At 34.1% G+C, this 19,952-nt stretch carries 14 protein-coding genes and 1 tRNA gene; 11 read left to right on the forward strand and 4 right to left on the reverse strand.

What is annotated here, in order from left to right; all coding sequences use genetic code 11:
• Positions 1 to 11: 11 nt before the first annotated feature.
• Together N4A42_RS03780 and N4A42_RS03785 are read left to right on the forward strand one after the other, a co-directional pair.
• Positions 12 to 1,250 carry a metallophosphoesterase gene (locus N4A42_RS03780; RefSeq protein WP_294070071.1) on the forward strand — a complete coding sequence of 413 codons (1,239 nt, stop codon included), beginning with the start codon at positions 12 to 14 and terminating at the stop codon, positions 1,248 to 1,250.
• Between the two features lie 101 nt (positions 1,251 to 1,351).
• Positions 1,352 to 1,648 (forward strand): co-chaperone YbbN, encoded by a 297-nt coding sequence (locus N4A42_RS03785; protein WP_294070074.1) that lies wholly within the window; start codon positions 1,352 to 1,354, stop codon positions 1,646 to 1,648.
• A 35-nt stretch (positions 1,649 to 1,683) separates the two neighbouring features.
• Here N4A42_RS03785 and N4A42_RS03790 read toward each other — a convergent pair whose 3' ends face one another.
• On the reverse strand, positions 1,684 to 2,391 hold the full coding sequence (locus N4A42_RS03790; RefSeq protein ID WP_294070076.1) for a polysaccharide deacetylase family protein: 708 nt from the start codon (positions 2,389 to 2,391) through the stop codon (positions 1,684 to 1,686).
• Positions 2,392 to 2,432: 41 nt separating this feature from the next.
• Positions 2,433 to 5,888, reverse strand: a complete 3,456-nt coding sequence (locus N4A42_RS03795; protein WP_294070079.1) for a DUF2723 domain-containing protein — start codon at positions 5,886 to 5,888, stop codon at positions 2,433 to 2,435.
• 154 nt (positions 5,889 to 6,042) lie between these two features.
• Between N4A42_RS03795 and N4A42_RS03800 the strand changes: the two genes are divergently transcribed.
• Positions 6,043 to 6,115 (forward strand) — tRNA-Gln (locus N4A42_RS03800).
• A 171-nt stretch (positions 6,116 to 6,286) separates the two neighbouring features.
• On the opposite strand, the gene N4A42_RS03805 is transcribed toward N4A42_RS03800, so the two are convergent.
• Positions 6,287 to 7,111, reverse strand: a complete 825-nt coding sequence (locus N4A42_RS03805; protein ID WP_294070142.1) for a universal stress protein — start codon at positions 7,109 to 7,111, stop codon at positions 6,287 to 6,289.
• A gap of 151 nt (positions 7,112 to 7,262) precedes the next feature.
• Here N4A42_RS03805 and rimP point away from each other — a divergent pair, with 151 nt between their 5' ends.
• The 3 genes from rimP (at position 7,263) to infB (ending at position 11,820) form a co-directional block, all read left to right on the forward strand.
• Complete coding sequence (gene rimP, locus N4A42_RS03810; RefSeq protein ID WP_294070082.1) at positions 7,263 to 7,727, forward strand: ribosome assembly cofactor RimP; 465 nt, start codon at positions 7,263 to 7,265, stop codon at positions 7,725 to 7,727.
• Positions 7,728 to 7,739: 12 nt separating this feature from the next.
• Positions 7,740 to 8,972 carry a transcription termination factor NusA gene (gene nusA / locus N4A42_RS03815; protein WP_294070084.1) on the forward strand — a complete coding sequence of 411 codons (1,233 nt, stop codon included), beginning with the start codon at positions 7,740 to 7,742 and terminating at the stop codon, positions 8,970 to 8,972.
• Between the two features lie 70 nt (positions 8,973 to 9,042).
• Entirely contained in the window at positions 9,043 to 11,820 is a 2,778-nt protein-coding gene (infB, locus tag N4A42_RS03820) for a translation initiation factor IF-2 (protein ID WP_294070087.1), read from the forward strand.
• A 69-nt stretch (positions 11,821 to 11,889) separates the two neighbouring features.
• On the opposite strand, the gene N4A42_RS03825 is transcribed toward infB, so the two are convergent.
• Positions 11,890 to 12,273 (reverse strand): SPOR domain-containing protein, encoded by a 384-nt coding sequence (locus N4A42_RS03825; protein WP_294070089.1) that lies wholly within the window; start codon positions 12,271 to 12,273, stop codon positions 11,890 to 11,892.
• 299 nt (positions 12,274 to 12,572) lie between these two features.
• Between N4A42_RS03825 and N4A42_RS03830 the strand changes: the two genes are divergently transcribed.
• From N4A42_RS03830 to N4A42_RS03850, 5 genes are all read left to right on the forward strand, one after another.
• Positions 12,573 to 13,883, forward strand: a complete 1,311-nt coding sequence (locus N4A42_RS03830) for a c-type cytochrome (RefSeq protein ID WP_294070091.1) — start codon at positions 12,573 to 12,575, stop codon at positions 13,881 to 13,883.
• Between the two features lie 78 nt (positions 13,884 to 13,961).
• Complete coding sequence (locus N4A42_RS03835; RefSeq protein WP_294070093.1) at positions 13,962 to 17,069, forward strand: TAT-variant-translocated molybdopterin oxidoreductase; 3,108 nt, start codon at positions 13,962 to 13,964, stop codon at positions 17,067 to 17,069.
• A gap of 29 nt (positions 17,070 to 17,098) precedes the next feature.
• On the forward strand, positions 17,099 to 18,841 hold the full coding sequence (gene nrfD, locus N4A42_RS03840; protein ID WP_294070095.1) for an NrfD/PsrC family molybdoenzyme membrane anchor subunit: 1,743 nt from the start codon (positions 17,099 to 17,101) through the stop codon (positions 18,839 to 18,841).
• Between the two features lie 8 nt (positions 18,842 to 18,849).
• Positions 18,850 to 19,389 carry a DUF3341 domain-containing protein gene (locus tag N4A42_RS03845; protein ID WP_294070098.1) on the forward strand — a complete coding sequence of 180 codons (540 nt, stop codon included), beginning with the start codon at positions 18,850 to 18,852 and terminating at the stop codon, positions 19,387 to 19,389.
• A 1-nt stretch (position 19,390) separates the two neighbouring features.
• A complete protein-coding gene (locus N4A42_RS03850) occupies positions 19,391 to 19,945 on the forward strand; it encodes a cytochrome c (protein WP_294070101.1) in 555 nt (184 codons plus the stop codon).
• Positions 19,946 to 19,952 lie beyond the last annotated feature (7 nt).

Here is a 19,952-nt window from a genome sequence, read left to right on the forward strand (position 1 = left end):
AAATTTCATATATGTTTCGTTTATTAATCTTTATTGTAATTATAGGGCTTTTAGAATACTATACGTTTCAATCTGTAAAAACGGTAATAAAAGGTAATATTTGGTATGTTTTATATTGGGTATTATCAGTAGGTATTTTAGTAAATTTTATAGTTCAGATACTTATTTTAGATCGTAATAATGGTGTTACTTTTAGGTTTTCTTTAGCTCTGATATTATTAATACTCTTTTGTGTGCCGAAACTAGTTGTAGGAATCACACTATTAGGTGAAGATATTTATAGAGGTTTGGTTTATGTTTATGATAACGTTATTAAATCAAGCACCAATAATGGTTCCTCAAGCTTTCAATCACGAAGAAAATTTGTGTCTCAAATCGCATTAGGTTTAGCTGCGATTCCTTTTGCTTCAATTTTATATGGAGTTATTAAAGGAAAATACAATTTTAAAGTTTTAAAATACACGCTTCACTTTGAGGACTTGCCAGATGCTTTTGATGGTTATAGGTTAACGCAGATCAGCGATGTACATTCCGGTAGTTTTGATAATATCAATAAAGTTGAATATGCTATTGATTTAATTAATGAACAACAAAGTGATATAATAGTCTTTACAGGTGATATGGTGAATAATAAGGCAGAAGAAATGAAGCCTTATATGGATGTTTTTAAGAAATTAAAGGCTAAAGATGGATTGTATTCTGTATTAGGAAACCATGATTATGGTGATTATGTAAGTTGGGATTCTAAAGAAGCTAAAAAACAAAATCTTGAAGATTTAAAAACCATACAAAAAGAGATAGGTTTTGATTTGTTACTGAATGAAAATAGATTCATTGAAAAGGAAGGTGAACGAATAGCTATTGTTGGAGTTGAAAATTGGGGAAAAGGTGGTTTTAAAAAGGCTGGTGATTTAAAGAAAGCTTCAAGCCTTATTGATAAAGATGATTTTAAAATATTGCTAAGCCACGATCCAAGTCATTGGGATGAAGAAGTTGTGAATGATAAATATCATTATCATTTAACTTTGAGTGGTCATACCCACGGTATGCAGTTTGGTATAGAAATTCCGGGTTGGTTTAAATGGAGTCCTGTAAAATGGAGGTACAAACAATGGGCTGGAATTTATGAAACTCTAGGACAATATATTAATGTAAATAGAGGGTTTGGGTATTTAGCTTTTCCTGGTAGAGTAGGGATATGGCCAGAAATTACGGTTATAGAACTTAAAAAAGGGTTAAAAGAAGCATAATTGCCAACAATTGTTTATTTTTATATAACTCGTTACGAACTTACTAGATTTTCAGGAGAAGTTTTAAGTAGGTTTAATTCGTTTGACTAAAACAATAGCGTATGTCAAAATTTGGTGAATTAATAGATGTCGATATTCCGGTGCTATTAGACTTCTATACAGAATGGAACCAACAATCTGTAGCTATGCATTCTGTGCTAAGAGATGTTGCTGCCGCTCTAGGCGATAAAGCTAAAGTCATTAAAATTGATGTAGATAAGAATAAAGAATTAGCTGAAGCACTCAGAGTTAAAGGCTTACCAACATTAATTATTTATAAAAATGGCGAAATGAAATGGAGGCATAGTGGAGAGAAAGATGTTAATACCTTAATTGGTGTTATTCAAGAGTATGTTTAGCTTCATTTCAGCGAAAGCAGGAATCTTTTTGATTTTTAATTAAGATCTTTTTTATTGAGAGACTTAAAGATAAACCCTTTTTTGCTATAGTAATCCAATACTTTTGGAAGAGAGTATTTTAGATTCTGAGAAGCTTTAACGCTATCATGAAATACAATGATACTTCCTTCTTTTGCAGCAGAAATAATGTTTTTTAAGCAAGCTTCTTCGTTAGTAGATTTATCCCAATCATAAGAAAGTACATCCCAAAGAACAATGTTATAGCCTAATTTTCGTATTTTTTTACTTTGCTTAGATTTAAACTTACCATAAGGAGGACGGAATAATTTTAAATCCCAATCCTTAAGTTCCAAATCCCAATGTAACAATTCAACAGTTTTGTTGCTTTTCGCTTGATGTTTGGAATGTATAAGCTGTTGGGTTTTTTCTATGTCTTCGATATATTGAGCAGTTTTGGTTTTCCATCCTTTAAGGTGATTATAGGTGTGATTTCCAATACTGTGCCCAGCTTTTATAATACTCTGAAAAATTTCTGGATGAGATTCTATATTCTTCCCAATACAAAAGAAGGTTGCTTTGGCATTGTACTCTTTTAAAGTATTGAGAACCCAATCTGTTATTTCTGGTGTAGGGCCATCATCAAAAGTGAGATATAATACTTTATGAGTAGTGTCTATGTTCCAGGCAAAACTTGGAAATAATGCTTTTACAAATCCTGGTGTTTTGGCAGGAATAATCTTCATTATGCTTTATGATAAAACTATAGATTTTAAATCATAGTGGTTTATTCTTCAGGTGCTATAGAATCTTGAATACTATCATTTAAAATTGAATTAATATCTATGTCTTCTCTTGTCTCTAAATCCTCTTCGGAGGAAGGTCCCATAAATTTGTCTAGTAAACTCAAATAACTATTAAATTTCTTGGTTTCTTCCATGGCAAAGTCTTTATCATTATAAATAACCAATAAGTCAACTAAAGCTCTATAGCGTTGAATGTCTAAGTAAATATCTTCGAATAAACTGATTTGATCGTCTTCATCTAAGCTACCAAAATATACAAGTTTTTCTTGATAGACTTTTGCTACATCTTTATAAAGTGCTCTACCTTTTTCAATATTACCTACTTCATAATAGGCACTTATATAAGGTTCTAAAAGCGAATGATAGCCAAATTTACCTACAGGCATTTTATCCATAGCAATGTCTGCAATTTCCTCTGCTTTATCTAATTTATTTTCATTGATAAGGGCTTCTATTAAACGTGCTAAATTACCTCTGTAAGTAATACCGTTTCTTCTAGTTTCAATATCGTGATAGATGTTTTCACCGCTTCCTCCCCAATTCCATTCCTTAACCATATCGTACATTAAATCTGGATCAACTCTACCCATGTCATAAGGATTAGCTCTATCTATTGGTGTTTTAATAGGTACAAGCTTGTAGCACATGCCGTCTAATTGTAAATAATCCTTAAGCCATACATAATCATCTGCACCAAAGGCACCTCCTGTAAAATATATTGGACGTTCCCAGTTATTGTTAGCAATAATATCTAGCATTAATAGTCTGTTTTTATAGATATAACTACCTTCTATTTCTGCAAAGAGTTCATCTTCTATTTTGTCAGCATCTTTTGGTTTTACAATACCGTTCTTTAGAACAATATCTTTATTGACAGGAATACTTACGTGTCTTGTTGGGAAATAATTTGTGTTAAGAATATGCTTAGGATATTGCCTTGGGTCTTCTCCTTGACGTTCAATGACGTATTTAAATTTAGTACTCTCTTTATCACTAGAGATGAAGTCCATGAATTCTTTTATGTCTAAAGTGTCATTGGCTATTTTTCTTGTAATTTCTCTATATATGATTACATCTCTGTTGCTACCTCTATAATCGTTATGAGTTAGTTGCGAAGGAATAGGGTCGCTTTCATAAGCTTTTCGTTTCATTTGGTCGATATACCAATCGGTTTGGAATAAACTTGTGTTAACCACACGAACATCTGTTCTTACTCCTTCAATTTCTTGTAAGTACCATAAAGGGAAAGAATCATTATCACCAATGGTAAATAAAATAGCATTAGGTGCACAAGATTCTAAATATTTGCGTGCCATAGCATTGGCTGTATATTTACCAGAACGATCATGGTCGTCCCAATTGTTGGCAGCTAAAACTCCAGGTACAATAATGAGGCAAGCTAATGTAATTACAGGAGCTAATATTTTTGATTTTACACTCGATTTTAAAAGATCATATATTGCATATACACCAAAACCAATCCAGATAGCAAACACATAAAATGAGCCTACTACAGAATAATCGCGCTCACGAGGCTCAAAAGGTCTAATGTTAGTGTAAAATTGAATTGCTAATCCTGTCATTAAAAAGAACACCAATAAAACCCAAAAACGTTTTGCATCGGTGTACATTAAAAAGAAAAAGCCTACTAAACCTAATAATAATGGTAAGAAATAGTAGGTGTTTCTTGCTTTGTTTTCTAATACTTCGGTTGGTAAATTATCTTGAGATAAACCTAAATGTATCTCATCAATAAATTGTATTCCAGAAATCCAATTACCATTAAAGTTATCGTATTTTCCTTGTATGTCGTTTTGTCTTCCCGCAAAATTCCACATAAAATAACGCCAATACATATAACCAAACTGGTACTGAATCATATAGGTAAGGTTGTCAGCAAATGAAGGTTGTTCAACAATTAAATACTGCTGTCCGTAGCGTCTTAAAAATTTGTCGTAGTCTTCATAATCTACTTCACCATTTCTTATACGCATTCTAAAATCATTAACAATTTTATCAAAGCGTTTTGCTTCTTGTAGTGCATAAGCACTAGCTTGTTCTGTAGCATACTGGTCAGCTTCAGCTTCGTTTAAACCTTGGCCTAAAGCATTTTCCATAAAGACATTGTATGCTTCATTAAAGGCATTTCTTTGTAGGTTTGGGTTAACTTTAAAGTCTATTAACCCAGTAAACATCATGTAGTTGTCAGCATGTTCGCTACTCCACATTCTTGGTAGCACAGAAGCATGTTCATGATTGTAGTTTTGTTTTGTACCTTCCCATTGGTTTATAATTTCATATTTACCATTACTATCATTACGCTCGTAATTTTTCTTATCATCTACAAATGGTTCGTTTTTATCGGCTCCAGAATATATTTCAGTAAACTGTGGGCCATAAAACAAATGCGTTTCTGGGTACTGTTCTAAGTTGTAGTATGCTAATAATTCTCGTGCATCTGAAGGATCATTTTCATTGATGATGACGTTTGCATTTGCACGAATTGGTAACATCATCCAAGATGAGAAACCAATAAAAATAAACATAAGACAAAGCACTAAAGTATTGATGTGAATCATTCCTTTTTTTCGTGTGTAATTCAAACCAAAATAGAATAATGCAATAACCATTAAGCCGGTAATAATTGTACCAGAGTTAAAAGGTAAACCTACAGAGTTTACAAAGAATACTTCAAGGTTTCCAAATAGTTTTAAGGTAGAAGGTAATAGTAGCTTAAAAATGAACAAAAGTATAGCTGCCGAAACTACATTAGCAATAATGAAGTTTTTTACAGTAATAGTTTTGTAATTTTTAAAATAATAGATAAGACCAATTGCAGGTATGGTTAATAGACCCATAAAGTGTACGCCAAATGATAGTCCAATAACAAAAGCAATTAATATTAGCCAACGGTTACCTCTAGGTTTGTGCATATCTTGCTCCCAACGTAAAGCTAAGTAAAACATAATTGCCATAATTAATGTTGCCATGGCATAAACTTCTGTTTCTACGGCATTAAACCAAAACGAATCTGTAAATGTAAATGCTAAACTTCCTACAAAAGCACTGCCTATAATAGCTATGCCTTTTCCAGAATTAGAATCTTTATTGTATTTAACAAGTTTTACTAAAAGTAAGCTAATAGTCCAGAACATAAACAAAATAGTGAATGCACTTGCTGTGGCACTCATCATATTCATAATCATACCAATTTGTGATGGCTCTAGAGCAAAAATAGAAAAGAATGCACCCATCATTTGAAATAAAGGTGCTCCAGGTGGATGGCCAACTTGTAATTTCGATGAGGTTAAGATATATTCTCCTGCATCCCAGAAGCTTACTGTAGGTTCTATAGTTAATGCATAAGTTACAAATGCTATAGCAAAAGCAAACCATGCTAATATGTTATTCCATTTTTTAAAGTTAAAGTCTATCATGAAAAAAAGCGCTCTAATTGATGCTGGCGAATTTACTAATTATTATAGTAAAGCCTACATTTTTAAGTTAACGTTAAGTAATTTATATTATTTTTCTATTTTTTTTTGCCTAAAAGAAACTTTGTATTAAATTTGCACCCTCAAATCGTAAGATTGGCCTATGGTGTAACTGGCAACACGTCTGGTTTTGGTCCAGAAGAGTCTAGGTTCGAGCCCTAGTAGGCCAACAGAAATTAAAGTCTTAATTACAAAAGTAGTTAAGACTTTTTCTTTTTGTAGGATTTTATGAGGGTGAGAGAAGTTAGTGTCAAAGGAAGTTTTAGAAAAATTAAATAGAGTAATCATAAAAAAATCCTAATCAAACGATTAGGATTTTTTTATGATTAAAAAGTTCTGTTTTATATTTTAAACGTTATCACAGGTCGTTTAGCATGATTCACTAAATCTTCGCTAATACTACTATTAAAGAAATGTGCAATACCTTGTCTACCATGCGTACTTATACCAATAAGATCTGCGTCTATTTCTTGCGAAAAATTTAATATGCCTTGTTCAACACTAGTGTCGTTATGTACATTAATGGTGTAGTTTTCAAATGTTTGTCCAGAGATGAAATCATTAATTCGCACTCTAGAGTCGTAAGTGGTAATAAAATTATTGGCTGTATTTACAAGAAGTAAGTGAATTTTAGCGCCAAATAGTTCAGCAAATCTAACAGCTTGTTTGTAAGTCTCTTTATTATCATTCTTAAAGTCTGATGCAAAAACAAAGTTTTTGATATCAAAACTACTATGCCCGTTTTTAATTACAAGTACAGGGACAATTGAGGTGCGAACCACTTTTTCAGCATTAGAGCCAATAAACATCTCTTTAAGTCCAGAGGCTCCATGAGAACCCATAACAATTAAATCTATATCAAACTCTTTACAAGCATCTTTAATTTCGTTAAAGGTAATGTCTGCTTTTACAGTTTCATGAACAGTTATGCCTTCTAAAAAATCACTTGCTTTAAGGTCTTCAAATTTTTTGTGAGCTAGCTTCATAAAAAACAAAGCTTCAGGAACATCACTATGAGCATTTATAGGATCTATTTGTTGCATAGGTATTTCCATCATATGCAATAAATAAATGTCAGCGCCATGTTTTCTTGCTAACATTGCTGCAACTTTTAATGCATTATCTGCTTGTTCAGAGAAATCTGTAGGGACTAGGATTCTGTTCATCATGTTTTTAATTAAGATTAGTCTTATAAAGCTACAAAATAATTCCATAAACGATAACTTTGAAAAGTTGATATTATATTGTATATTTGCACAGTTGTTTACGGAATGAAAACGAGAGAGGACAAAAAGTCCTCTCTTTTTATATCAAGACATGTTTAAAGATACAGTAAAAGATTTATTAGATAGTGCATTAGATGAACGTAAGGATTTGTTTCTTATAGATTTTGAGATTTTATCTGATAATACAATTAGAATAATAATAGATGGTGATAATGGTGTGCTTGTAGAAGATTGTATTTTTGTAAGCAGAGCTATTGAACACAACCTAGATAGAGAAGAACAAGATTTTTCTTTAGAAGTAGCATCTTGTGGTGCTGCTTCGCCTTTACAGCTTCCTAGACAATATACTAAGCATGTAGGGAGGCATTTAGAAGTAAAGACTGTTGAGGGTGAAACATTAGAAGGTCAATTAGTAGAAGCTAATGAAGAATCTGTGATGTTAAAATGGAAAGCTAGAGAACCAAAACCTGTTGGTAAAGGAAAAGTAACTGTCACAAAAGAGGCAACAATAGCCTATAGTGATATTAAAGAAGCAAAAGTTAAAATAAAATTTTAATTCATATCAATTATGGAAAATGTAGCATTAATTGAATCATTTTCAGAATTTAAGGACGATAAGTTAATAGATAGAGTTACGCTAATGGCAATTCTTGAAGATGTATTGCGTAATGCATTGAAGAAAAAATTTGGAGATGACGATAACTTTGACATTATTATAAATCCAGATAAAGGAGATTTAGAAATATGGAGAAATCGTATTGTTGTTGCAGATGGTGAAGTAGAAGAGCCAAATCAAGAAATTGCATTGTCTGAAGCTCAAAAAATTGAGCCAGATTTTGAAGTAGGTGAAGATGTAGCAGAAGAAGTTAAACTTGTAGATTTAGGAAGACGTTCAATATTAGCATTAAGACAAAACCTTATTTCTAAAATTCACGAGCACGACAACACTAACATATATAAGCAATTTAAAGAACTTGAAGGTGAAATATACACTGCAGAAGTTCACCATATTCGTCACAGAGCTATCATTTTACTAGATGATGATGGTAATGAAATTATACTTCCGAAGGATAGACAAATTCCTTCAGATTTCTTTAGAAAAGGAGAAAATGTAAGAGGTGTTATAGAAAGTGTAGAATTAAAAGGAAGTAAGCCAGCAATAATTATGTCTAGAACATCACCAGTGTTCTTAGAAAAATTATTTGAGCAGGAAATCCCTGAAGTTTTTGATGGATTAATTACTGTTAAAAAAGTTGTACGTATTCCAGGCGAAAAGGCTAAAGTAGCGGTAGATTCTTACGATGATAGAATAGATCCTGTAGGAGCATGTGTTGGTATGAAAGGTTCTCGTATTCATGGTATTGTTCGTGAGTTAGGAAACGAAAATATAGATGTTATCAATTACACTAACAATCTTCAGTTATTTGTAACAAGAGCGTTAAGTCCAGCTCGTGTTACATCCTTAAAGCTAGATGAAGAGAATATGCGTGCTGAAGTATTGTTAAAGCCAGAGGAAGTATCAAAAGCTATTGGTAGAGGAGGGCACAACATACGTTTAGCAGGTCAATTAACAGGTTTTGAAATAGATGTATTTAGAGAAGGTGCAGAAGAAGATGTAGAATTAAAAGAGTTCTCTGATGAGATTGACGGATGGATTATCGACGAGTTTAGTAAAGCTGGTTTAGATACAGCAAAAAGTATTCTAGAACAAGATGTTGATGATTTAGTAAAACGTACTGATTTAGAAGAAGAAACAATATTAGAAGTCATTAGAATTCTTAAAGAAGAATTTGAAGACTAATGCAATTTAACCATAAAAACTATTAAGGTTAGATTGATATAAAACAGATTTAAGTATATTACAGCAATTTATGGCTCAAATTAGAATTAATAAAGTATTAAGAGAACTGAACATCTCGTTAGATCGTGCGGTAGACTTCTTAGAGTCTAAAGGTATTGAGATCGAGAAAAGTCCTAATACAAAAATTTCGCAAGAGGTTTATAACACGTTGTCTAATGAATTTCAGACAGATGCATCAAAACGTGAAAAAGCTCAAGAGGTTAGTGAAGCAAAGCTTAAAGAAAAAGAAGAGCTTCGCGAACAGCGCGAACGCGAAATTGAGGAAAAAGAAAGAAAAGAAGCCGCAAAAGAAACTGTTGTAAAAGCTAAAGCAGAATTAAGTGGTCCTAAACAAATAGGTAAAATAGATTTAGATAAAAAGCCTAAGCCTAAAACAGAGCAAAAGGAGGAAGAAAAACCTAAAGAGGTTAAAGCTGAGCCTGTTGTGGCAAAAGAAAAACCAAAAGTAGAAAAGATCGAAAGGCCTGCTAAGGTTGAAAAAATCAAAGTGGTTGATAAGATTGATTTGGTTGAAAAGCCTAAAAAGGCTAAAAAGGTTGTGGAGGAAAAACCTAAAGCTAAACCTGAACCAGTTCAAAAAGCTAAGCCTAAGAAGACTGAAAAACCTACAGAACCTGTAGCGCCAAGAACAGATGAAAAGTTAAAGACAAAGTATCAAAAACTAACAGGTCCAGTAGCTACTGGTGAAAAAATTGATCTTTCACAATTTAATAAGCCAAAAAAGAAAAAAGAAGATAAGCCTACGGCTGCTTCAAACGATCGTAATAAACGAAAAAGACGTCGAATCAGTAAAGGCGGAAATGATAATGGTAAGTCTAATTTTGATAACAGAAGAGGTCAAAAAGGTAGAGGAACTCGACCAAAAGTGGTTAAGGAAGAGCCAAGTGAAGAAGAAGTACAAAAACAAGTAAGAGAAACCCTTGAAAAGCTTCAAGGTAAATCTAATAAAGGTAGAGGTGCTAAAAACCGTCGTGAAAAGAGAGATCGACATAGAGAGCAGTCTCAAAAAGAACTTCAAGCAGAAGCAGCAGAAAGTAAAATACTTAAGGTAACTGAGTTTGTTACTGTAAGTGAAGTTGCTACAATGATGGATGTTGGTGTAACTCAGATTATTTCGGCATGTATGTCTTTAGGTATGATGGTAACCATGAACCAGAGGTTAGATGCAGAGACCTTATCTATTGTAGCAGATGAATTTGGTTATGAAGTAGAATTTGTAACTGCCGATATTGAAGAATCTATCGAAACTGTAGAAGATGATCCTAAAGATTTAAAATCGCGTGCACCAATTGTTACGGTAATGGGGCACGTAGATCATGGTAAAACATCTCTGTTAGATTACATTAGAGAAGAAAATGTAATAGCGGGAGAATCTGGTGGAATTACACAGCATATAGGTGCATATGGTGTTCAGTTAAAAGACGGTCAAAAAATAGCATTTTTAGATACACCTGGTCACGAAGCCTTTACGGCAATGCGTGCTCGTGGTGCTCAAGTTACAGATATTGCAATAATTGTTGTTGCTGCCGATGATGCTATAATGCCTCAAACCAAAGAGGCAATTTCACATGCGCAAGCAGCAGGTGTTCCTATTGTTTTTGCAATTAATAAAATTGATAAGCCAGATGCTAATCCAGATAAGGTTAAAGAAGGCTTGGCTGCTATGAATTTATTAGTTGAAGATTGGGGAGGAAAAATTCAATCTCACGATATATCTGCTAAGTTTGGAACTGGAGTAAAAGAATTACTAGAAAAAGTATTATTAGAAGCTGAATTACTAGAGCTTAAAGCTAATCCAAATAAAGCGGCTAATGGTACTGTTGTTGAAGCTTATTTAGATAAAGGTAGAGGTTATGTGTCTACTATTTTAGTACAAGCAGGTACTTTAAAAGTAGGAGATTACGTTTTAGCTGGTAAAAATAGTGGTAAGGTTAAAGCGATGCACGATGAGCGTGGTAATGATGTTGCTGAAGCTGGTCCATCAACTCCAGTATCAATTCTTGGGTTAGATGGTGCGCCACAAGCTGGTGATAAGTTCAATGTATTTGAAGATGAACGCGAAGCAAAACAAATTGCAGCTAAACGTACGCAATTACAACGTGAGCAATCTGTAAGAACGCAACGTCATATTACACTAGATGAGATCGGAAGACGTATTGCGCTTGGTGATTTCCAAGAGTTGAATATCATCTTAAAAGGTGACGTAGATGGTTCGGTTGAAGCATTAACAGATTCCTTCCAAAAATTATCTACCGAAGAGATTCAGGTAAATATCATTCATAAAGGTGTTGGTGCAATTACAGAAAGTGATGTGTTGCTGGCTTCTGCATCAGATGCTATCATTGTAGGATTTAATGTACGTCCTGTTGGTAATGCTAGAACAATAGCTGATAAAGAAGAAATAGATATCAGAACATATTCTATTATTTACGATGCTATTAATGATCTTAAAGATGCTATGGAAGGTATGTTATCTCCAGAGGTTAAAGAAGAAGTTAGCGGTACTGCTGAAATTAGAGAAACATTTAAGATTTCTAAAATCGGTACAATTGCTGGTTGTATGGTAACTAACGGTAAAATCTACAGAAGCTCAGGTGTAAGACTTATTAGAGATGGAGTTGTAGTTTATACAGGTGAATTAACATCATTAAAACGCTTTAAGGATGATGTTAAAGAAGTATCTAAAGGTTATGATTGCGGTATGCAAGTAAAAGGCTATAACGATATTAAAGAAGGTGATATTATAGAAGCTTTCCAGGAGGTTGAAGTAAAAAAGAAATTGAAATAAAAATAGATTTCAATAAAAAAATCCGACTCAAACGAGTCGGATTTTTTGTTTTTGATTATACTTTTTAAGTTATTTTTTTTCTAATTTAGGTTGAAATATTATAGCGTACATATATTCTTTCTTGATTTTGGCTAAAGCTCTGTCTGCTTCTAATCGTGTAGTGAAATTACCAACCCATACTTTGTAATTAGGTGTATTCCAAACAATTTCTACTGGCCACTCTTCATAAAGGTTTAAAAAATTAGATTTCTCACGTTCCGCTTTATCTGGGTCAACGCTCTGAAACACTTGTATTTTGTAGACTTTGTTGGTCTTTGTGTCCTTTTTGTATTCTAGTAATTTGTCGATGTCACTATCTTGTTCTACATTAACTTCCGCTTGTTGCGCGTTAAGTGTAAATGATAAGATCATAGTTAAAATTGTTGTGCTGATATGTTTAAGTTTCTTATTCATAATTATTTGTTAAGATGCAAAGGTATGTTATTCAACGTTAAAGCCCGAAAAATCTTATTTAGAATTGGTATAAATTATATATTAACAGTTCTCTAAGATTTCTAAAATCGACTTTATATCTTACTTTTGCCAGAGTTTCAGAAACATGATTTTTGTCATGATTTAACTGAAAAAATCGTACCAAAGTTGAGAAGATAATTCAACTAACAATATGAAATGAGTGATAGAATGAATTTAAAAGCTAATAATAAGCTAGTTAAGTAAATTCATCTAACCTTAAAAACAATAAAAATCAACAGATGAAACAAGTGATTTACCGTAATTTAACCTCTAGGATACTTAGCCTCGGTTTTGTTTTATTACTTACGTTATCAACTTCACTTATTGCTCAAGAGGGCGATCCAGCAAATGGGAAATCTTTATTTAACACCAATTGTGCAGCGTGTCATAAATTAGATAAGGATATGACAGGGCCAAAGCTTCGTAATATAGAAGCAAGGTTAGCTGATGAGCAAGGTTTAGATAGAGAGTGGTTGAGTGCTTGGATACGTAATAGCTCGGCTTTAATAAAGTCTGGTGATGCGTATGCGAATAAGGTTTTTAAAGAGTGGAATAATGTTCCAATGACTCCTTTTGCAACATTAACCGACCAAGATATTTCAGATATTTTAGCTTATACAGCTGTAGATCCATGTGAGTTAAATCCTCAATCGTCTCCTGATTGTCCAGGTTATATTGCTCCGCCAACTGAAGGTGGTGGTAGTGAAGGTGGTATTTCAGATGATTTAATTCTTGGTGCTTTAGCATTGTTGTTTGCGTTATTGGCTATGGCGTTAATATTAGTGAAGCGCACATTAGATCGTTTTGCTGAAGCGAAAGGGATTGAAATTTCTGAAGATGAGCAAAGAAAACCGCTATGGAAAGCCTTTGTTGAAAACCAATTCTTGGTGTTGGTTACTGCGATATTCTTCTTGTTAACAAGTGGTTATTTTGCATACGGTTATTTTATGCAGGTTGGTGTAGATCAAGGTTATGAGCCAGTGCAGCCAATACATTATTCGCATAGAATACATGCTGGAGATAATGGAATAGATTGTAAGTACTGTCACTCTTCTGCAAGAGTTAGTAAAACTTCTGGTATTCCATCATTAAATGTTTGTATGAACTGTCATAAGTCAATTTCTGAGGTAGCGCCATCAACTTTAGCTGAAGGTAAAGAGTTTGGTGTAGATTATAATGCAGAGATTCAAAAGCTGTATGAAGCTGTAGGATGGGATGGAAAAACATTTACAGGAAATGCTAAGCCAGTAAAATGGATACGAGTACATAATTTACCAGACTTTGCTTACTTTAATCACTCGCAACACGTTTCTGTTGCTGGTATTGAGTGTCAAACGTGTCATGGGCCAGTTGAGGAAATGGAGATAATGTATCAACATGCGCCATTAACAATGGGTTGGTGTATTAACTGTCATAGAGAAACAGATGTAAAAGTTAAGGATAATGGCTACTATACCAAAATTCATGAAGAATTATCTAAAAAGTATGGTGTTGAGAAATTAACTGCGGCACAAATGGGTGGATTAGAATGTGGTAAGTGCCACTATTAAAAAAAATTGGAATGACGATTTGCGAATTACGGAAAGTTAGAAATCGTAAGTCGTAAATCAAAAATCATAAATAACAATATGTCATCAAACAAGAAATACTGGAAAAGTGTTGAAGAGCTAAACGAAAATAGTTCTATTGTTGAGACGCTACAGCAAAATGAATTTTTGGAAGAAATTCCAACAGATGAGTTTTTAGGTGATAAAGATTCTTTAGAGTCTTCATCTACTTCGCGTCGTGATTTCTTAAAGTACGTTGGATTTAGTACAGCAGCGGCTTCTTTAGCTGCTTGTGAGGGTCCGGTTATTAAATCTATTCCTTATGTAGTGCAACCAACGGAGATTACTCCTGGTGTTGCTAACTATTATGCAACAACTATTGCAGATGGATATGATTTTGCTAGTATTTTAGTGAAGACAAGAGAGGGTAGACCTATATTTATAGGAAATAATGCAGCTGCGGCTACTCATGGGGCAGCAAACTCAAGAGTTGTGGCTTCTGTTTTAGGGCTTTATGATAGTCTTAGAGTGAAGTTGCCTATGAAAGGTGATTCAGAAATTTCTTGGAATGCTTTTGTTTCTGAAACGACTTCAAAATTAAATGGGTTAGGTGATGATAAGGAGATTGTGTTTTTAACTCAAACTTTACCTAGTCCATCTACTAATAAATTAATAGCCGAGTTTTCTGAGAAATACGGAAATGTACGCCACGTAGTATACGATGCAGTATCAGAGTCTGCTGCATTAGATGCGTATCAATCTAAATATGGCAGAAGAGGAATGGCTAATTATGATTTCTCTAAAGCTAAGACTATTGTGTCTGTTGGTGCCGATTTTATTGGCGATTGGCAAGGTGGTGGATTTGAGTCTGATTATGCAAAGCAGCGTATACCAGAAAATGGAAAAATGTCTCGCCATATTCAGTTTGAATCTAATATGTCACTAACTGGAGCTAATGCAGATAAGCGCGTGCCTGTAAAACCTAGCCAACAAAAGCAAGTGTTAGCAAAACTATATAGTTTAGTTGTTGGTGGTTCAGTAAATGTAGATTTGCCTCAGAATATTATGGATGCTGTTCAAAAAGCAGCTAATGAAATAAAGGAGGCTGGAAGTAATGCTGTTGTGCTTACAGGGATACAAGATGTAAATGCACAAACCGTAGTTTTAGAGATTAATGAGTTTTTAAATAGTAAAGCTTTTGATCCAAAAACAGCAATACTTGTAAGACAAGGAAATGATAAGAAAGTAGCACAGTTAGTGGCTGATATGAAAGCTGGTAAAGTTGGTGCGCTTATTATGAATGGGGTTAATCCAATATATACTTTGCCGAACTCTAGCGATTTTGCTGAAGGTTTAAAGAAGACGGAATTGTCAATTGCGTTTTCTATGAAGAAAGATGAGACATCTGTTCATTGTGATTATATAGCGGCTGCACCTCATTATTTAGAATCTTGGGGAGATGTTGAGATTAAATCTGGATATTTTTCTATGATGCAGCCAACAATTCGCCCTTTATTTGATACAAAACAATTTCAGGATGTGCTTTTAGCATGGAATGGTAATAGTACATCATACAGAGATTATTTAAAATCAGTTTGGACTGCGGATGTTTTAAACGGAGCATCGTTTAATAAAGCAGTACATGACGGGTTTTTTGTTGCAACACCATCTTTTGAAACAGTAGAAGGTGAGTTGTCTAATACTTCTGATGAAGAAGCCATAGAAACACCAAGCGGCAATGCAGCAAGAGCACTTGCGGCATCAGCTAAAGATAGTGCAATGGAGTTGGTGTTATATTCTAAGACAGGTATGGGGGATGGTCAGCAGGCTAATAACCCATGGTTGCAAGAGTTTCCAGATCCAATTACACGTACAACATGGGATAACTATGTTACGGTATCTAGGGTAGATGCTGAAAAGTTGGAGCTTGAAAACTGGAATGTAGCTGATGGCGGTTTAAATGGAAGTAGAGCTAATGTAACAGTTAATGGAGTTACTTTAGAAAATGTACCTGTTATTATTCAGCCAGGACAAGCCGAAGGTTCTATAGGATTGTCATTTGGTTTTGGTAGAACTGCCGAAGGTATAAAAGAAGAAATGAAGACTGGTGTAAATGCTTACCCATTATATCAAAACTTTAATAATGTTCAAGAAGTGACAATTAGCAAAGCTTCAGGTGAGCATGAGTTTGCATGTGTGCAGTTGCATAACACTTTAATGGGGCGTGGAGATATTATTAAAGAAACTACCTTAGAAGTTTTTAATACTAAAAATAAAGAGCATTGGAATGCTGTGCCTGTTGTTTCGTTAGATCACGAACCAGTTAAAGTAACAAACTCTGAAGTAGATTTATGGGATGAATTTGACCGTACGGTTGGGCATCACTTTAACTTATCAATTGATTTAAATGCCTGTACAGGTTGTGGTGCATGTGTTATTGCTTGTCACGCAGAAAATAATGTACCTGTAGTAGGTAAGTCTGAAATGCGTCGTAGTAGAGATATGCACTGGTTGCGTATTGATAGATATTACTCGTCACAAGATTCATTTGAAGGAGATAACAAGAAGAAAGAGAATATTTCTGGTTTAGGCAGCTCATTAAGTGAGTTTGGAGAAATGGAAAACCCTGCAGATAATCCTCAAGTAGCTTTCCAACCAGTAATGTGTCAGCATTGTAATCATGCTCCTTGTGAAACAGTTTGTCCTGTTGCGGCAACATCACACGGTAGACAAGGTCAAAACCATATGGCGTATAACCGTTGTGTTGGTACAAGATATTGTGCAAATAACTGCCCATATAAAGTGCGTCGTTTTAATTGGTTCTTATACAGTCAAAATGATGAGTTTGATTATTATATGAACGATGATTTAGGACGTATGGTGTTAAATCCAGATGTTACAGTAAGATCTCGTGGTGTAATGGAGAAATGTTCAATGTGTATACAAATGACACAAAAAACAATACTTGATGCAAAACGAGAAGGACGTCCGGTTAAAAAAGACGAGTTCCAAACAGCATGTTCTGCTGCTTGTGAAAGTGGAGCTATGATGTTTGGTGATGTTAATGATGAAGGTAGTGTTATTTCAGAATTAGTAAAAGATGATAGAGCGTATCACTTATTAGAGCATGTAGGTGTTAAACCAAATGTGGTATACCAAACGAAAATACGTAACACATCAGAAGCATAAATTTAAATTAAAGAATTAATAATATAATTATGGCGTCTCATTACGAAGCACCTATTAGAAGACCTTTAGTTACCGGAGAAAAATCGTATCACGATGTTACTTTAGATGTAGTAAAACCGGTTGAAGGCAAAGCCAACAAAGCGTGGTGGATTGTTTTTAGTATTTCTTTGGTTACATTCCTTTGGGGATTAGGCTGTATACTTTACACTGTAGGAACAGGAATTGGAGTTTGGGGTCTTAATAAGACGGTAAACTGGGCATGGGATATTACTAACTTCGTTTGGTGGGTAGGAATTGGTCATGCAGGTACACTTATTTCTGCAGTACTTTTACTTTTCCGTCAAAAATGGAGAATGGCAATTAACCGATCTGCAGAGGCGATGACAATTTTTGCCGTAGTTCAAGCAGGTTTATTCCCAATTATACATATGGGTCGTCCATGGTTAGCATATTGGGTATTACCTATACCAAACCAATTTGGTTCGTTATGGGTTAACTTTAACTCACCATTACTTTGGGATGTATTTGCAATTTCTACTTATTTATCTGTGTCGTTAGTATTTTGGTGGACAGGTTTATTACCAGATTTTGCAATGATTAGAGATAGAGCTGTAAAGCCTTTCCAAAAGAAAATTTATTCGTTAGTTAGTTTTGGTTGGTCTGGTAGAGCAAAAGATTGGCAACGTTTTGAAGAAGTATCTTTAGTACTTGCAGGTTTAGCAACACCACTTGTACTTTCTGTACACACTATTGTATCCTTTGACTTCGCAACGTCGGTAATTCCAGGATGGCATACTACGATTTTCCCTCCTTACTTCGTTGCAGGTGCAATTTTCTCAGGATTTGCAATGGTAAACACACTTCTTATTATTATGAGAAAAGTGTGTAACATGGAAGATTATATTACACTACAGCATATTGAGTTAATGAACATAGTCATTATGATTACAGGTTCTATTGTAGGTGTGGCTTATATAACAGAGCTTTTTATAGCATGGTACTCTGGTGTAGAGTATGAGCAATATGCATTCTTAAATAGAGCAACAGGTCCTTATGCTTGGGCATATTGGGCAATGATGACTTGTAACGTATTCTCACCACAATTTATGTGGTTCAAGAGATTAAGAACAAGTATTATGTTCTCTTTCTTTATCTCAATTGTTGTAAATATTGGTATGTGGTTTGAGCGTTTTGTAATTATCGTAACATCGCTTCATAGAGATTACTTACCATCATCTTGGACAATGTTCTCACCAACATTTGTAGATATTGGAATATTCATAGGAACGATTGGATTCTTTTTTGTACTGTTCTTATTATACGCGCGTACATTCCCTGTAATTGCACAAGCCGAAGTGAAGACAATCTTAAAATCATCTGGTGAGCGTTACAAGAAGCTTAGAGAAAGAGGTGAGAGTTTAGTTGGTACAGGTGTAGATTCTAGAACATCTAACGGTGTTTTAACAGGTGTAACTTCTTCTGCTAAAGAAGTTGTTTCAGATAACAATAACTCAGAGAAAGTAAATAATCTTTTAAGTACAATAGGATCTTTTGATGCAGCAACAGATACTGCAGATGATTTAAAAAAGATTAATGGTGTAGGTCCTAAAATGGAAGAAGTACTTAACAGTATAGGAATTTATACATTTTTACAGGTGAGTAAGATGACCAAAACAGAATATGACTTGTTAGATGCAATCACAGGTTCTTTCCCAGGAAGAGCAGAACGAGATGATTGGGCAGGACAAGCAAAAAACTTATTAAATAACTAATATAGTATATGGAAGCTTCAAAAGTAATTCATGCTATTTATACAGATGATGATGTTTTAATGTCAGCCGTTAAAAAGGTAAAGGCAGAAAAGCACCACATAGAAGAGATTTATACACCTTTTCCTGTTCACGGACTAGATAAGGCAATGGGCTTAGCACCAACACGATTAGCAATAACAGCATTTATATATGGATGTATTGGTATAACGGTTGCTACAGTTATGATGAACTATATAATGATAGAAGATTGGCCACAAGACATTGGTGGTAAACCTAGCTTTAGTTATTTAGAAAATCTACCAGCTTTTGTGCCTATTATGTTTGAGCTGACGGTGTTTTTTGCAGCCCACCTTATGGTAATTACATTTTACATGAGAAGTAGAATGTGGCCATTTAAAAAAGCTGAAAACCCAGACCCTAGAACAACAGATGACCATTTCTTAATGGAAATTGCAATTCATGATAATGAAAGTGAATTAACTTCATTATTACAACAAACAGGAGCTGTTGAAATTAATATAGTTGATAAAGACGAAGATGCACATTAATATGAAGACATCATTGAAATATATCGTAGTACTAGTTTTATTGATTGGTTTTGTTTCTTGTCAGAATAATTCAAGACCAAACTACCAATACATGCCAAACATGTACGAATCTGTAGGGTATGAAACCTACCAAGAATCAGATGCTTTTGCAAATGGAGTAGAAGCACAATTACCTGCAGAAGGTACTATTCCTAGAGGAGATTTTATGCCTTATGAAATAGATGACACCACAGAAGGTTATGACTTTGCGAAGGCTAACCTTACAAGTCCTTTAGATTCTACACAAATAGATTATGCTGAAGGTAAAGTGTTATATGATATTTACTGTGGTATTTGTCATGGTACAAAAGGAAATGGAAAAGGAAAATTGGTTGAACGCGAAAAGATATTAGGTGTACCTAGTTATGATGCAAGACCTATTACAACAGGTAGTATATATCATGTTATATATTATGGTATAAACAGTATGGGTTCTTATGCTAACCAATTGAATGAGAACGAACGTTGGCAAGTAGTTGCTTATGTTGAAAAACTTAAAGCGGATTTAGAAAAATAAGATTTAG

The organism is Winogradskyella sp. (genome assembly GCF_025210595.1).
In the GTDB taxonomy this organism is placed as follows: domain Bacteria; phylum Bacteroidota; class Bacteroidia; order Flavobacteriales; family Flavobacteriaceae; genus Winogradskyella.

Bases quoted from the DNA above. Each gene is read 5' to 3' on its own strand.
- N4A42_RS03850 (WP_294070101.1), top strand. From the start codon at position 19,391: ATGAAGACATCATTGAAATATATCGTAGTACTAGTTTTATTGATTGGT.
- N4A42_RS03795 (WP_294070079.1), bottom strand. From the start codon at position 5,888: ATGATAGACTTTAACTTTAAAAAATGGAATAACATATTAGCATGGTTT.
- rimP (WP_294070082.1), top strand. From the start codon at position 7,263: ATGTTTAAAGATACAGTAAAAGATTTATTAGATAGTGCATTAGATGAA.
- N4A42_RS03835 (WP_294070093.1), top strand. From the start codon at position 13,962: ATGTCATCAAACAAGAAATACTGGAAAAGTGTTGAAGAGCTAAACGAA.
- infB (WP_294070087.1), top strand. From the start codon at position 9,043: ATGGCTCAAATTAGAATTAATAAAGTATTAAGAGAACTGAACATCTCG.
- nrfD (WP_294070095.1), top strand. From the start codon at position 17,099: ATGGCGTCTCATTACGAAGCACCTATTAGAAGACCTTTAGTTACCGGA.
- N4A42_RS03830 (WP_294070091.1), top strand. From the start codon at position 12,573: ATGAAACAAGTGATTTACCGTAATTTAACCTCTAGGATACTTAGCCTC.
- N4A42_RS03845 (WP_294070098.1), top strand. From the start codon at position 18,850: ATGGAAGCTTCAAAAGTAATTCATGCTATTTATACAGATGATGATGTT.
- N4A42_RS03790 (WP_294070076.1), bottom strand. From the start codon at position 2,391: ATGAAGATTATTCCTGCCAAAACACCAGGATTTGTAAAAGCATTATTT.
- nusA (WP_294070084.1), top strand. From the start codon at position 7,740: ATGGAAAATGTAGCATTAATTGAATCATTTTCAGAATTTAAGGACGAT.
- N4A42_RS03825 (WP_294070089.1), bottom strand. From the start codon at position 12,273: ATGAATAAGAAACTTAAACATATCAGCACAACAATTTTAACTATGATC.
- N4A42_RS03785 (WP_294070074.1), top strand. From the start codon at position 1,352: ATGTCAAAATTTGGTGAATTAATAGATGTCGATATTCCGGTGCTATTA.
- N4A42_RS03780 (WP_294070071.1), top strand. From the start codon at position 12: ATGTTTCGTTTATTAATCTTTATTGTAATTATAGGGCTTTTAGAATAC.
- N4A42_RS03805 (WP_294070142.1), bottom strand. From the start codon at position 7,111: ATGAACAGAATCCTAGTCCCTACAGATTTCTCTGAACAAGCAGATAAT.